Raw genomic sequence first — 13,960 nt, forward strand, 5'->3', positions numbered from 1 at the left:
CCGAGAGCGAGAGAGGGCGGGAACATGCCGCTGAGCAGTGCGACCACACTTGAGGCGGTCGCCTCCCACTTCCCCGAGCGGACCATGACCGTGGAGGAGCGGGCCCGGGAGATGGGCCTGAACGAAGCCCAGGTCAACCTGTTCCGCAAGATCCACGGCTTGGACGTCCTGCACGTCGACCCTGCGGGGAACCTGTACGACCTCGTCCTGCCGCCGGCCCGTGAGGTGCTGGACGGGACGGCCCCCGAGGCCGTCCGCTACGTGCTGTACGTGCACGCCACCACGGAGGTGGCACCGGCCGAGGCGGACATCGCGCAGGAGATCAAGCGGCGACTCGGCCTGCACCGCGCCACCGCCTTCTCCATGACCCACCAGAGCTGCTCCACGACGCTCACCGCCGTCGACATCGCCGGCACCCTGCTGCGGGCCGACGGGGACCCTGACGCCAAGGCGCTGGTCGTCTCCGGCGAGAAGCTGTTCGCCCGCGACATGCGGATCCTCTTCAACTCCTGCGTCTTCGCCGAGGGCGCGGCCTCCGCCCTGGTCGGTCTGTCGGGGGAGGGCGCCGAGATTCGCTCCCTGGTGACGCGGACCTTCGGGGAGTACTTCGACGGCGTCCACATGACGCCCGCCCAGCACCGGGAATCGGGCGGCGCCCGCCCCGGCGTGGTGCGGGAGGTCATCGAAGAGGCGGTCGAACGGGCGGGCATCGCCCTGGAGGACCTGCATCTGGTGCTCCCGACGAACTCCAACACCAACTTCTGGGCCGAATCCATCCGCCAGATGGACTTCGACGTGAGCAAGTTCTTCTTCGACAACATCCCCCGCTACAGCCACTGCATGGCGGCCGACGCCCTCATCAACTACGTGACGCTGCGCGACGAGGGACGTCTGGCGGCGGGCCGCCCCCACTTGTTCCTGTCCTTCGGCCTCGGCATGACCTATGCCGCCGGCGTGTTCGTCCCCAAAGGAGTGGCATGAGCCTGTCACTGAGGGTGCTCTCCCGGGTCACCGCACCCACCCCCCGACCCCACCAGGACGATCCCTGGCAGGCCCGCTACCACGCGGACCTCGCCGCCGCCTTCGGCGCACCCGCTGACGAGGAACTGATGCGGCGCGGGACCAACGTCAGCCAGACGGATCTCGTCGACCTGCTCCTCGAAGGCGACCCGGCCCGGGGCTTCGCACCGGACCTGACGATGCTGGCCTACACGGTGCCGGACATGCACCTGCACCGAGCGGTGGCCTCCTACCTCAACCACCGCACCGGCGGCAACGCGCAGAGCTTCGCGCTGTCCCGACAGGGGGCCTGCGCCCCGTTCACCGCGTTGCGCATCGCCGCCGCGCACGAGGAGACCGGGCGACCGTCCCGGACCCTGCTCGCCGTGGTGGAGCAGACCACGCTGCCCCAGCCGCTGCCCTTCGGCGAGGACCTCACGGACTCCGGCGTGCTGATCGCGCTGTCCGCCGCGGAAGCCTCCGCAGGCGCCTCCGGTGAGTCCCCCGCCGCCCGGCTCGGCGCGGTGCGCACGGGCGGGGCGGCGGACGAACTGGCGGACCTCCTCGACGAGACGCTCTCCGGGGCCACGAACCCGCTGGTCGTGTCCGGGCCCGGCATCGACGCGGACCGCGTGAAGTCGACCGCCGCCGGAGCCGACCACCACGCGACGCCCCCCGGTTCCCACTGCACCGCCGTATGGCTCGCCCTTGCCGAGCACTGGGACACCTGGGCCTCCCGGCACGATGCCGTCGTGCTGACCAGCGGCCACGGCTCGGAGGTCTGTGTCGCCGCACTGCACATGCCAGGCAACAGGTAAGGACTCACATGTCTGCTTCATCCTCCCCGCCCGCGACCGACCTGCGCCGCCGTGTCGTCGTGACCGGCCTCGGTGTGGTGTCCAGCATCGGAATCGGCGTGCCCGAGTTCACCGAAGGACTCCGGGAGGGCCGCAACGGCGCATCCCCGATCACCGCTTTCGACACCACCGGCTACGAGCACACCAACGGCTGCGAGGTCGTCGGGTTCGAGCCCGAGCCCTTCGTGCACACCCTGGGCGACCAGCTGGGCCGGGCCGGTACGTTCGCGGCGGCGGCGGCCCGCATGGCCATGAACGACGCCGGCCTCACCGAAGGCGAACTGCGGCGGCAGCGGGGCCACATCACCATCGGCACCTCCGACGCGGAGACCCGCGACCTCGACACCCTGGCCGGGCAGGACCTGGCCGGCGGCCCGGAGTCGATGGACCCCGCGCTCGCCGGCCGGCTGTCGGCCGACCGCCTGTCCACCGCCATAGCCCGCGAACTCGGCCTGTCGGACGTGGAATCGGCGACGCTGACGACCGCCTGCTCGGCCGGCAACTACGCGATCGGCAACGGCCTGGACGCCATCCGGGCCGGCGAGGCCGACTTCGCGATCTGCGGCGGCGCCGACGCCGTGTGCCGGAAGACGTTCAACATCTTCTACCGGCTCCGGACGATCGCCCCCGACTACTGCCGCCCGTTCGACAAGAACCGCCAGGGCATCCTCACCGGTGAAGGCGCCGGCATCCTCCTGCTGGAGAGCGCCGAATCCGCGCTCCGCCGCGGCGCCCGCATCTACGCCGAGGTGCTCGGATACGGGCTGAACTGCGACGGCTACCACCCGGTGGCCCCGGACCAGGCGAGCCTCACCAACTGCATGCGGCTGGCGCTGGACGACGCCGGGGTCGACTTCCGCGACGTCGACCTGATCTCCGCGCACGGCACCGGGACCAAGACCAACGACGTCACCGAGGTCGCGGCCATCCGGGAGATCTGGGGGGAGAGCGCTCCCCGGACGGTCTCCCTGAAGTCCATGATCGGACACACGATGGGAGCCGCCAGCGCGCTGGCGGCCGTCGCCGGCACCCTGGCCATCACCCACGGGTTCATTCCTCCCACCATCAATCACGTCGAGACCGACCCCGAATGCGACATCGACTGCGTTCCGAACCATTCGGTGCCCGCCGACCTCAAGATCGTCCAGAGCAACGGCCTGGCCTTCGGCGGCAACAACTCGGTCATCGTCCTCGGCCGCTTCCAGGAGACCGCGTGAGCACCTCCGCCAACCCCGTCATCACCGCATGGTCGGCCATCTCCCCGTACGGCATCGGCCGGCAGGCCTTCGAGGAGGGCGTCGGCTCGGGCCGGGTGGCGCTCACCCCGTGCGACCGGAAGACCTGGGGAACGCGGGACGAAGTCGTGGGTCTCGTCCCGGACTTCGACCTGCGCGCCGTGCTGGGCAAGAAGGGCACCAAGGCCATGAGCCGGGTGACCGGCCTGGCGCTCGCCACCACCGGTGACCTCCTGAAGGAGATTCCGCAGGACCACCGCGCCGGTCTGGTGCTCGGCACCACCGCGGGCAGCCTGCAGACGACCATGGAGTTCACCCGGACGTCCCTGGCGGCCCAGTTCCCCCACCACGTCGACGCCGCCGTCATCCCGTACACCGTCATGAACGCGTCGGCGGCGAGGTGCGCGATCTGGTACGGACTCAAGGGGCCCAACAGCACCATCGCGGGCGGCCGGCCGACGGCCCTGCACGCGCTCGGCTACGCCCGTCGGCTGATCCGCGCGGGCCGCGCCGAAACGGTCCTGTGCGGCGCGGCGGAGGAGTACTCCCGGGCCCGGTCGTGGTTCGCCTACCACGATCGTGCGGGTTCCCGTCCGGTCCTCGGCGAGGGCTGCGCCATGTTCGCGCTCCAGGCGGGGCCCGGCTCCGAAGGCGAGGCGCTGGCCGAGTTGGTCGCGGTGGACACCCGGATCTCCCCGACCCCCGACCGGACGGCGGAGACCGTCGAGGCCGCCGTGCGCCGCGTGCTCGCCGCCGCCCCGGACGGCGCCGAGGTGTGGACCGCCTGTCCGTCCGGCGCCGACGACTCGCCGGGACGTCAGGAACTGTCCGTCCTGGCGGACCTGTTCGGTTCGCACGTCCTGACCCATCCGCTGCCGAGCGTGATCGGCGACGCCGGTTCGGCATCCGCGGCGTTCCAGCTGGCCCAGGTCCTCTCCCGGGCCCGGCGCGATCCGTCCGCCGCCGGTCGGCTCGCCGTCATCACATCGGTCGACGTCAGCGGTCCGGTCGCAGCGGTGCTGCTGCGGCTGAGCGACCGCCGAGGCAACGAGGAGACAAGCAAGCAATGACGACTGAAGAGACCCGACCCGTCGCCCTGGTGAGCGGGGGCTCGCGCGGCATCGGCCGCGCCGCCGTCTTCCGCCTGGTCCAGGACGGCTACGACGTCGCCTTCTGTTACCAGTCCGACGCCGACGCGGCGAAGGAGGTGGAGAAGGCCGCGGTGGAGCTGGGCGGCCGAGCCGTCTCCGCCCGCGTGGACGTGGCCGACCCGGTCGCCGTCCAGGAGTGGGTCACCGAGGTCGAGGCCGGCCTCGGCCCCGTCCAGGCCGTGATCACCTCCGCCGGCGTGGTGCGCGACGCCCCGATGTTCATGATGTCGTACGAGGACTGGTCCCGTGTGATCGACGTGAACCTCAACGGCATCTACAACGTGTGCCGGGCCGCGATCACGCCGATGATGAAGCGCAAGTCCGGCACCATCGTCAACATCTCCTCGACGGTCGGCCTGACCGGGCAGGCCTCGCAGACGAACTACTCCGCCTCGAAGGCCGGCATCCACGGATTCACCCAGGCGCTCGCCAAGGAAGTCGGCCGTTACAACATCCGCGTCAACGCGCTGGCCCCGGGCTTCATCGAGACCGACATGACGGCCGAACTCTCCAAGCGCGTACGGGACTCCGTCCTCGCGAGCACCGTCCTCGGCCGGTTCGGCACCGTGGACGAGGCCGCCGACGCCGTGATGTACCTGCTGTCGGCGACCTACGTGACCGGCACCGTCCTGCGTGTCGACGGCGGCCTGGTCATGTGACCACTCGGCACATCCGCGCAGGAAGCGGTGTGCCTCTTTCCTCAGGAAACCTCTCATCAAAGGAGCCGAAATGCTGGATGACAGCGCCAAGGGCAAGATCAAGACCATCGTGTGCGACACCCTTGAGATCGAGGAGGAGGAGCTCACCGAGGACAGCGACTTCATGAGCGAGCACGACGCCGACTCGATGCGCCTCATCGAGATCGTGTCCGCGCTCGAACTCACCTTCGGCGTGAACATCAAGGAGTCGGACACCGCCCGCCTGGTGGACCTGAACGGCGTCTACGCGGTGCTCGCCGAAGCGCAGTCCGCGGCCGCCGCCTGACCGATGCGAGATCGGCTGGAGGAAGCGGATCTGTGGTTCCTGAGGGTCCGGCCTCCAGCCGACGGTGACCCCGCCGAGGACGACCTGGCCGAGGACGACCTCGACGAGGCCGAGCGGCGGCGGGCGGCAGGCCTCGCCCGCCGCTCGACCCGGCACCTCTACGTGGCCTCGCACCTCATGCTGCGCCGGGTGCTTTCCCCGTACCTCGGCGTGGCACCGGCGGACCTCCGCCTGGTCCGCACCCCGTGCCCGGGATGCGGAGGTCCGCACGGGCGTCCCGCCGTCGAGGGAGCCCCGTTGCACTTCTCGCTGTCCCACTGCGCGGGCAGGGAAGCCGGCCTGGTCCTGGTGGGAGTGGCGCCGGAAGCGATCGGCGTCGACGTGGAACCGGTGTCCGGCCCCGCGAGGGTGGCCACCGTGCTGCACCGGCTGCACCCCGCGGAACAAGCCGAACTGACCTCCCTGCCCGTGCCTCGGCGGACGGTTGCCTTCACCCGCCTGTGGACCCGCAAGGAGGCCTTCCTGAAGGCGACGGGGAGCGGACTCGCCCGCGGGCTGCGGACCGACTACCTCGGAGCCGGGGCTCCCCACCGACATCCCCGCGGCTGGAGCGTCAGCGACGTGGCCGCACCACCGGACCACGCGGCGGCCGCCGTGGTCCGGACTTCGAAAGAACACATCCCGTTGCGTGTCAGGTGGCTGCCGGAGAACTGGCTTCACGCCCCCGATTACGGAAAGGAGCGAACGCAATGCACAGCACCTTGATCGTGGCCCGGATGGACCCCGAAGCAAGCCTCGACGTGGCCAAACTCTTTGGTGACTTCGACGCGACCGACATGCCGCACCGCATGGGCACACGCCGGCGCCAGCTGTTCGGCTATCGAGGTCTCTACTTCCATCTGCAGGACTTCGACTCGGACGACGGCGCCGAGCGGATCGAGGACGCGAAGACCGACCCCCGATTCGTGCGGATCAGCGAGGACCTCAAGCCGTACATCGAGGCCTACGACCCCAGCACCTGGCGCTCGCCGGCCGACGCGATGGCCAGGCGCTTCTACACCTGGGAGAGGTCCGCGTGACCGACCGACGTGTGGTCATCACCGGCATAGAGGTGCTGGCTCCCGGAGGTGTCGGCACCAAGAACTTCTGGCGCCTGCTGAACGAGGGCAGGACCGCCACTCGCGGCATCACCTTCTTCGACCCGTCACCCTTCCGTTCCCGGGTGGCCGCGGAGATCGACTTCTCCCCGGAGGAGCACGGCCTCACCCCGCAGGAGGTCCGCAGGATGGACCGGGCCGCGCAGTTCGCCGTGGTCGCGGCCCGAGGGGCGGTCGCCGACAGTGGTATCGCGATCGCCGGGCTCGACCCCCATCGGGTCGGCGTCACCATCGGCACCGCGGTGGGCGCCACCATGTCGCTCGACGAGGAGTACCGGACCGTCAGCGACGGCGGGCGGCTCAACCTGGTCGACCACGACTACGCCGTGCCCCACCTCTACAACTTCCTGGTTCCGAGCTCGTTCGCGGCCGAGGTGGCCTGGGCGGTGGGCGCCGAGGGTCCGTGCACCGTCGTCTCCACGGGCTGCACGTCCGGCCTCGATTCCGTCGGCTACGCCGTCGAGCTGATCCGCGAGGGATCAGCCGATGTGGTCGTCGCCGGATCCTCCGACGCGCCGATCTCGCCCATCACGATGGCGTGCTTCGACGCGATCAAGGCCACGACGCCCCGGCACGACGACCCGGAGCACGCCTCCCGCCCGTTCGACGCCACTCGCAACGGTTTCGTCCTCGGCGAGGGCGCCGCCGTGTTCGTCCTGGAGGAACTGGAGAGCGCACGGCGTCGCGGGGCGCACATCTACGCGGAGATCGCCGGATACGCCACCCGTAGCAACGCCTACCACATGACCGGGCTCCGGGCGGACGGCGCGGAAATGGCGGAAGCCATCCGGGTGGCGCTCGACGAGGCCCGGATGAACCCCGACGAGATCGACTACGTCAACGCCCACGGTTCGGGCACCAAGCAGAACGACCGGCACGAGACGGCCGCGTTCAAGCTGAGCCTCGGCCACCACGCCTACCGGACGCCGGTGAGCTCCATCAAGTCCATGGTGGGGCACTCCCTCGGGGCCATCGGCTCCATCGAGATCGCGGCCTCCGCCCTCGCCATGGAGCACAACGTGGTGCCCCCCACGGCCAACCTGCACACGCCCGACCCCGAATGCGACCTGGACTACGTGCCGTTGACGGCTCGGGACCAACTGACCGACGCGGTGCTCACGGTGGGCAGCGGCTTCGGCGGCTTCCAGAGCGCGATGGTGCTGGCACGACCGGAGAGGAGGGCGGCGTGAGCGTCTCGGCAGCCGTGACCGGCTTGGGCGTCGTGGCCCCCAACGGCCTCGGCACGCAGGACTACTGGGCCGCCACCCGCGACGGCAAGAGCGGCATCAGCCGGATCACCCGCTTCGATCCCGCGCGGTACCCGGCCAGACTGGCCGGCCAAGTGCCCGGCTTCCGGGCGGAGGACCACCTGCCCAGCCGGCTGCTGCCGCAGACCGACCGGATGACCCGCCTGGCCCTGGTCGCCGCGGACTGGGCGCTGGCCGACGCGGGGGTGACCCCCGCGGACCGGCCCGGCTTCGACATGGGCGTCGTGACGGCCAGTGCCTCGGGCGGGTTCGAGTTCGGGCAGCGCGAGCTGGAGCAGCTGTGGAGCAAGGGCAGCCGGTTCGTGAGCGCGTACCAGTCGTTCGCCTGGTTCTACGCGGTCAACAGCGGACAGATATCCATCCGCCACGGGATGAAGGGCCCCAGCGGTGTCGTCGTCGGTGACCAGGCCGGCGGACTCGACGCGGTGGCGCAGGCCCGCAGGCAGATCCGCAAGGGCACCCCGCTCGTGGTGTCCGGCGGCGTCGACGCCTCGATCTGCCCGTGGGGCTGGGTCGCCCAGCTGACCTCCGGCCGGCTGAGCACCAGCGAGGAGGTGTCCTGCGCCTACCTGCCGTTCGACGCGGCGGCGCGGGGCCACGTGCCCGGCGAGGGCGGGGCCATCCTGATCCTGGAGGACACCGCCGCCGCCCGCCGGCGAGGCGCCCGCATCCACGGCCTGATATCCGGGTACGGCACGACCTTCGACCCCAGGCCGGGCAGCGCACGCGAGCCCGGGTTGCGCAGAGCGATCGAGCTGGCCCTGGCGGACGCCGGCGCCGACGCCGCCGACGTCGACGTGGTCTTCGCGGACGCCGCGGGCGTCCCCGAGGACGATCGGATCGAGGCCGACGCCATCACCGCGGTCTTCGGCGCCCGCGCCGTACCGGTCACCGCACCCAAGACGATGACGGGACGGCTGTACTCCGGCGGGGCACCGCTCGACCTGGCCACCGCGTTCCTCACGATGCGGGACGGCTTGATCCCGCCCACCCTGCACGTGCGTCCGGCCCCCGAGTACGACCTCGATCTGGTGGTGGGCCGGCCGCGACGGGCCGAGGTGCGCACGGCACTCGTCCTCGCCCGCGGTCACGGCGGTTTCAACTCCGCCATGCTCGTCCGCGCCGACGGCCGACACCCCTGAACCCACTCATGAAGGAGCCCCTGTGGCCGGCAACAGCTTCACCATCGACGACCTCAAGAAGATCCTCCTGGAAGGCGCCGGCGCGGCCGACGGCGTGGACCTGGACGGCGACATCCTGGACAGGGACTTCGCGCAGCTCGGCTACGAGTCGCTGGCTCTGCTGGAGACCGGCGGCCGGATCGAGCGCGAGTACGACATCACCCTGGACGAGGCGGCCCTGACCGACGTGGCCACCCCACGGGTGCTGATCGAGGCCGTCAACGCCCAGCTGACCGTCCAGGCCGGCTGACCACAACCCCCATCGGCCTCGCCCCCCATCTGGAGAAGGACACATGACGCAGCACAACCCGCGGGTCGCCCTCGTGACCGGAGGCACCAGCGGCATCGGCCTGGCCGTGGCCAGGCTCCTGGCCGACCAGGGACACCGGGTCTTCATCGGCGCGCGCAACGCCGAGAACGTGAACTCCACCGTCAAGCAGCTCCGGGAGGAGGGCCTCACGGTCGACGGCACGAGTCTGGACGTCCGCTCCGCGGCCGACGTGAAGGCGTTCGTGCAGGGCGCCGTCGCCCGCTTCGGCGGCGTCGACATCCTCGTGAACAACGCCGGCCGCAGCGGCGGCGGTGTCACCGCGGACATCGCCGACGAGCTCTGGGACGATGTCATCGACACCAACCTCACCAGCGTGTTCCGGGTCACCCGAGAGGTCCTCAACACGGGTGGCCTGCGCGCCAAGTCGTGGGGCCGGATCATCAACATCGCCTCCACCGCGGGCAAGCAGGGCGTCGTGCTCGGCGCCCCGTACACCGCGTCCAAGCACGGCGTGGTCGGCTTCACCAAGTCGCTGGGCAACGAACTGGCCGCCACCGGGATCACCGTCAACGCCGTCTGTCCGGGCTACGTCGAGACGCCCATGGCGGAGCGGGTGCGGGCGGGCTACGCGGCCGCCTACGACACCACCGAGGAAGCGGTCCTCGCGAAGTTCCAGGCGAAGATCCCGCTCGGCCGCTACTCGACGCCCGAGGAGGTGGCCGGACTGGTCGGCTACCTCGCCTCGGACACCGCCGCGTCCATCACCTCGCAGGCGTTGAACGTCTGCGGCGGCCTCGGCAACTTCTGATCGGGAGAGGGAACATGGTGCAGAACGGCCTGCGCGAGGTGGAGCACGAGATCACCGTCTCGGCCCCCGCCGCCACCGTCTACCGACTGATCGCCGAGGTCGCGAACTGGCCGAGGATCTTCCCGCCCACCCTCCACGTGGAGCAACTCGAACGCGGTGAGAACGAGGAGCGGATCCGGATCTGGGCGACCGCCAACGGGGAGCCCAAGAACTGGACCTCCCGCCGCGTCCTGGACCCCGCCCGGCTGCGCATCGACTTCCGCCAGGAGGTCTCCACGCCGCCGGTCGCGTCGATGGGCGGGGCCTGGGTGATCGAAGCCCTCTCGGACACCGAGTCCCGGATCCGGCTGCTGCACGACTACCGTGCGATCGACGACGACCCGCAGTCGCTGAAGTGGATCGACGAGGCCGTCGACACCAACTCCCGCTCGGAGCTGGCCGCGCTGAAGACCAACCTGGAGCTGGCGCACCGCACGGAGGAACTGACCTTCTCCTTCGAGGACTCGGTACGGATCGCCGGCTCCGCTCGGGACGTCTACGACTTCATCAACGAGGCGGACCTGTGGCAGGAGCGCCTGCCGCACGTGGCCGCTGTCCGGCTCACCGAGGACACCCCGGGCCTTCAGCTCCTGGAGATGGACACCCGGGCCAAGGACGGCTCCACGCACACCACGAAGTCGTACCGGGTGACCTTCCCCCAGCGGAAGATCGCCTACAAGCAGGTCACGCTGCCGGCCCTGATGACCCTGCACACCGGCTACTGGACCTTCGAGGAGGCCGATGACGCCGAGGGCGTGGTCGTCGCGACCTCTCAGCACACCGTCGTCGTCAACACGGAGAACATCGCCCGGATCCTCGGTGCCGAAGCGACCGTGGCCGACGCACGGGAGTACCTCCACGGCGCGCTGAGCACCAACAGCCTCGCCACCCTCAACCACGCCAAGTCCCACGCCGAGAACCGGCATTGACGACGGCGGTGGAGTGCGTGGACACCCAGGTCGTGGTGGTCGGCGCGGGCCCCGTCGGCCTGATGCTCGCCGGTGAACTCCGCCTGGGCGGCGCGGACGTGGTCGTACTGGACCGCCGCGGCGGCCCGACGACCGAGTCCCGGGCGTCGACGCTGCACGCCCGGACGATGGAGATCCTGGACTGTCGGGGACTGCTCGACGCTCTCGGCACCCCGCCGAGCGAGCGCCGCGGGCACTTCGCCGGGATCCCCCTCGACCTGGACCTTCCCACCCCGTACCCGGGACAGTGGAAGGTCCCCCAGACCCGCACCGAGGAACTGCTCCAGGCATGGGCGCGCGAACTGGGCGCGGACGTGCGGCGCGAGCACGAGCTGAGCGGTGTGACCGTGGCCGCCGATCACGTCACCGCGGAAGTGGTCGGGCCGACCGGGCGGCCGGTGCGGATCCGGGCCCGCTACGCCGTGGGCTGCGACGGCGAGCGGAGCACTCTGCGACGGCTCATCGGCGCCCGCTTCCCGGGCCGGGACGCGGGGCGGGAGCTGCTGCGGGCCGACGTCGCCGGGATCGACATCCCGGACCGCCGCTTCCAGCGGCTGCCGGACGGACTGTCCATAGCCGCCCGGCGCGGCGACGGCGTCACCCGTGTGATGGTGCACGCCTTCGGCGGCACCGTCCGGTCCCCCGGGGCGGAGCCCGGGTTCGCCGACGTCGCCGACGCCTGGAAGCGGGTGACCGGCGAGGACATCGGCCACGGCACACCGCTGTGGGTGAACGCGTTCGGCGACGCCCGTCGTCTGCTCGACCGCTACCGGACGGGCCGGGTGCTGTTCGCCGGGGACGCCGCCCACCAGCAGATGCCCATCGGGGGGCAGGCACTGAACCTCGGCCTGCAGGACGCGTTCAACCTGGGCTGGAAACTCGCCGCCGAGGTGACCGGCACCGCCCCGGCCGGCCTGCTGGACAGCTATCACGACGAGCGGCACCCCGTGGGGCGCCGCATCCTGGAGAACATCGGCGCCCAGGCGGCCCTGCTGCTCGGCGGCCCCGAGGTGGAACCCGTCCGCGCCGTCCTCGCCGCGCTGATCGACCGGGGCGGGGTCCGGGAACACCTGGCCGCGATGGTGTCCGGGATCGACGTCCGCTACGACATCGGCGACGGGCACCCGCTGCTCGGCGTCCGGCTGCCGTACGCCCGGCTGAGCGTGGGATCGGACGAGTACGGCAGCCACGAGCTGCTGCGCTCCGGGCGCGGTGTGTTGCTCGGTCTCACCGGTGCCGGTGCCGGTGCCGGTGCCGGTCCCGGGGACGGGGCGCGGTTGCGCGCACTCGCCCGGCCCTGGGCGGACCGGATCCGGGTGGTGGCGGCGGACCCCGCCCCCGAGGGACCCCTGAGCGGGGTCCAAGCCGTACTCGTACGCCCCGACGGTCACGTCGCATGGGCCGACGCCGTCGGCGAGCGGCAGCTCTCGTCAGCGCTGCGGCGCTGGTTCGGCGAGCCCTCCGAGTAGCCCACGTCATCAAAGGAAGAGGTAGGACAGGCATGGAGACGGAGCAGGAGACGTTCGACGCGGACGTCGTCATCGTGGGCGCCGGCCCGACCGGTTTGATGCTGGCGGGCGAACTGCGCCTGGGCGGGGCGACCGTGGTCGTCGTCGAACGACTGGAGGAGCCCACCGGGCAGTCCCGTGGTCTCGGCTTCACCGCCCGCGCCATGGAGGTCTTCGACCAGCGCGGTCTCCTGCCGCGGTTCGGTGACCTCCAGACCAGCCCGATGGGCCACTTCGGCGGGATCCAGTTCGACTACACGGTGCTGGAAGGTGCCCACTTCGGAGCCCGGGGCATCCCGCAGTCCCGGACCGAGGCCGTGCTCGAAGAGTGGGCGCGATCCCTGGGGACGGACCTCCGGCGGGGCTGGGAGCTGCTGGAACTCGACCAGGACCGGCACGGCGTGACCGTCACCGCCGGCACCCCGGAGGGCGTGCGCACGCTGCGGGCCCGGTACCTCGTCGGCTGCGACGGCGGTCACAGCGCGGTCCGCAAGGCCGCCGGGTTCGACTTCCCCGGCACGGACGCGACACGCGGGATGTACCTCGCCGATGTCGTGGGCTGCGCGCTGAAGCCCAGGTTCCTCGGGGAACGACTCCCCGGCGGCATGGTGATGGCGGCACCGCTGGCCGAGGGCGTGGACCGCATCATCGTGTGCGAGCACGGCGCCCCGCCGCCGGACCGCAGCGAGACGCCGGCCTTCGAGGAGGTCGCCGACGCCTGGCAGCGACTCACCGGCGAGGACATCCACGGCGGCGACGCCGACTGGGTGAGCGCGTTCACCGACGCCACCCGTCAGGTCACCGAGTACCGCAGGGGCCGGGTGCTGCTCGCGGGCGACGCGGCGCACATCCACCTGCCGGCCGGCGGGCAGGGGCTGAGCACCGGTGTGCAGGACGCGGTCAACCTGGGGTGGAAGCTGGCCGCCGAGGTGCGGGGCCGGGCGCCCGCCGGGCTCCTCGACACGTACCACGGCGAGCGCCACCCGGTGGGCGAGCGACTGCTCGTGAACACCCGGGCCCAGGGCATGCTGTTCCTCGGCGGCCCCGAGATGGACCCGCTGCGCGCCCTGTTCGGCGAGCTGATCGCCCACGACTCGGTGAAGCGGCACCTCGCGGGCGCCGTCAGCCACCTCGACATCCACTACGGGGACGAGGACGGTGGCCACCCGCTCGTCGGACGGCGGATCGGTCACCACGTACTGCACACGGCCAGCGGATCGACGAGCACGACCGAGCTGCTCCACCCGGCCCTGGGCGTGCTGCTGGACCTGGCCGACGACGGCGACCTGCGGGACGCGGCGGCCGGGTGGAAGGACCGGGTGACGACGGTGACCGCCGCACCCGCGGCCGGGGACCCGTTCGCGGGCGCGGCAGCCGTCCTCGTCCGCCCCGACGGGCACGTCGCCTGGGTTTCCCCGGACGCGAAGTCGACCCTCCCGAACATGCTCCGCCGCTGGTTCGGCGAGCGCCTCGCATAGCGCCCACCCCCGCCACGCGACACCGACCGGAACGCACCGCACACGCAGAAACGGAA

General features: G+C 71.4%; 15 protein-coding genes. All 15 read left to right on the forward strand.

Annotated features, from left to right (window positions below; genetic code table 11):
• Positions 1–24 precede the first annotated feature (24 nt).
• The 15 genes from M4D82_RS25325 (at position 25) to M4D82_RS25395 (ending at position 13,904) form a co-directional block, all read left to right on the forward strand.
• Complete coding sequence (locus M4D82_RS25325) at positions 25–981, forward strand: 3-oxoacyl-[acyl-carrier-protein] synthase III C-terminal domain-containing protein (RefSeq protein ID WP_249768222.1); 957 nt, start codon at positions 25–27, stop codon at positions 979–981.
• Positions 978–1,817 carry a hypothetical protein gene (locus tag M4D82_RS25330; RefSeq protein ID WP_249768223.1) on the forward strand — a complete coding sequence of 280 codons (840 nt, stop codon included), beginning with the start codon at positions 978–980 and terminating at the stop codon, positions 1,815–1,817. The genes M4D82_RS25325 and M4D82_RS25330 overlap by 4 nt, the downstream gene beginning before the upstream one ends.
• Before the next feature lie 8 nt (positions 1,818–1,825).
• A complete protein-coding gene (locus tag M4D82_RS25335) occupies positions 1,826–3,073 on the forward strand; it encodes a beta-ketoacyl-[acyl-carrier-protein] synthase family protein (protein ID WP_249768224.1) in 1,248 nt (415 codons plus the stop codon).
• Positions 3,070–4,161, forward strand: coding sequence for a beta-ketoacyl synthase N-terminal-like domain-containing protein (locus M4D82_RS25340; RefSeq protein ID WP_249768225.1), 1,092 nt, complete (start codon positions 3,070–3,072; stop codon positions 4,159–4,161). Before M4D82_RS25335 ends, M4D82_RS25340 begins: the two co-directional genes overlap by 4 nt.
• Positions 4,158–4,901 (forward strand): 3-oxoacyl-ACP reductase FabG, encoded by a 744-nt coding sequence (fabG, locus tag M4D82_RS25345; RefSeq protein ID WP_249768226.1) that lies wholly within the window; start codon positions 4,158–4,160, stop codon positions 4,899–4,901. The genes M4D82_RS25340 and fabG (M4D82_RS25345) overlap by 4 nt, the downstream gene beginning before the upstream one ends.
• A gap of 70 nt (positions 4,902–4,971) precedes the next feature.
• On the forward strand, positions 4,972–5,226 hold the full coding sequence (locus M4D82_RS25350; RefSeq protein ID WP_249768227.1) for a phosphopantetheine-binding protein: 255 nt from the start codon (positions 4,972–4,974) through the stop codon (positions 5,224–5,226).
• Positions 5,227–5,229: 3 nt separating this feature from the next.
• On the forward strand, positions 5,230–5,991 hold the full coding sequence (locus M4D82_RS25355; RefSeq protein WP_249768228.1) for a 4'-phosphopantetheinyl transferase family protein: 762 nt from the start codon (positions 5,230–5,232) through the stop codon (positions 5,989–5,991).
• Entirely contained in the window at positions 5,976–6,305 is a 330-nt protein-coding gene (locus tag M4D82_RS25360; protein ID WP_249768229.1) for a TcmI family type II polyketide cyclase, read from the forward strand. Before M4D82_RS25355 ends, M4D82_RS25360 begins: the two co-directional genes overlap by 16 nt.
• On the forward strand, positions 6,302–7,573 hold the full coding sequence (locus tag M4D82_RS25365) for a beta-ketoacyl-[acyl-carrier-protein] synthase family protein (RefSeq protein WP_249768230.1): 1,272 nt from the start codon (positions 6,302–6,304) through the stop codon (positions 7,571–7,573). The genes M4D82_RS25360 and M4D82_RS25365 overlap by 4 nt, the downstream gene beginning before the upstream one ends.
• A complete protein-coding gene (locus M4D82_RS25370) occupies positions 7,570–8,793 on the forward strand; it encodes a ketosynthase chain-length factor (protein WP_249768231.1) in 1,224 nt (407 codons plus the stop codon). The genes M4D82_RS25365 and M4D82_RS25370 overlap by 4 nt, the downstream gene beginning before the upstream one ends.
• A 22-nt stretch (positions 8,794–8,815) precedes the next feature.
• Positions 8,816–9,082, forward strand: a complete 267-nt coding sequence (locus M4D82_RS25375; RefSeq protein WP_249768232.1) for an acyl carrier protein — start codon at positions 8,816–8,818, stop codon at positions 9,080–9,082.
• A gap of 43 nt (positions 9,083–9,125) precedes the next feature.
• Positions 9,126–9,911: a 3-oxoacyl-ACP reductase FabG gene (gene fabG, locus M4D82_RS25380; RefSeq protein ID WP_249768233.1), complete on the forward strand. Its 786-nt coding sequence runs from the start codon at positions 9,126–9,128 to the stop codon at positions 9,909–9,911.
• Positions 9,912–9,925: 14 nt separating this feature from the next.
• Positions 9,926–10,879 carry an aromatase/cyclase gene (locus M4D82_RS25385; protein WP_249768234.1) on the forward strand — a complete coding sequence of 318 codons (954 nt, stop codon included), beginning with the start codon at positions 9,926–9,928 and terminating at the stop codon, positions 10,877–10,879.
• Positions 10,880–10,887: 8 nt separating this feature from the next.
• The gene (locus M4D82_RS25390) at positions 10,888–12,387 is read left to right on the forward strand and encodes an FAD-dependent monooxygenase (protein ID WP_283844552.1); all 1,500 of its coding nucleotides are present in this window, start codon (positions 10,888–10,890) and stop codon (positions 12,385–12,387) included.
• A gap of 32 nt (positions 12,388–12,419) precedes the next feature.
• Positions 12,420–13,904: an FAD-dependent monooxygenase gene (locus M4D82_RS25395; RefSeq protein WP_249768235.1), complete on the forward strand. Its 1,485-nt coding sequence runs from the start codon at positions 12,420–12,422 to the stop codon at positions 13,902–13,904.
• The last annotated feature ends 56 nt before the right edge of the window (positions 13,905–13,960 follow it).

It is taken from the genome of Streptomyces sp. RerS4 (assembly GCF_023515955.1).
GTDB lineage: Bacteria > Actinomycetota > Actinomycetes > Streptomycetales > Streptomycetaceae > Streptomyces.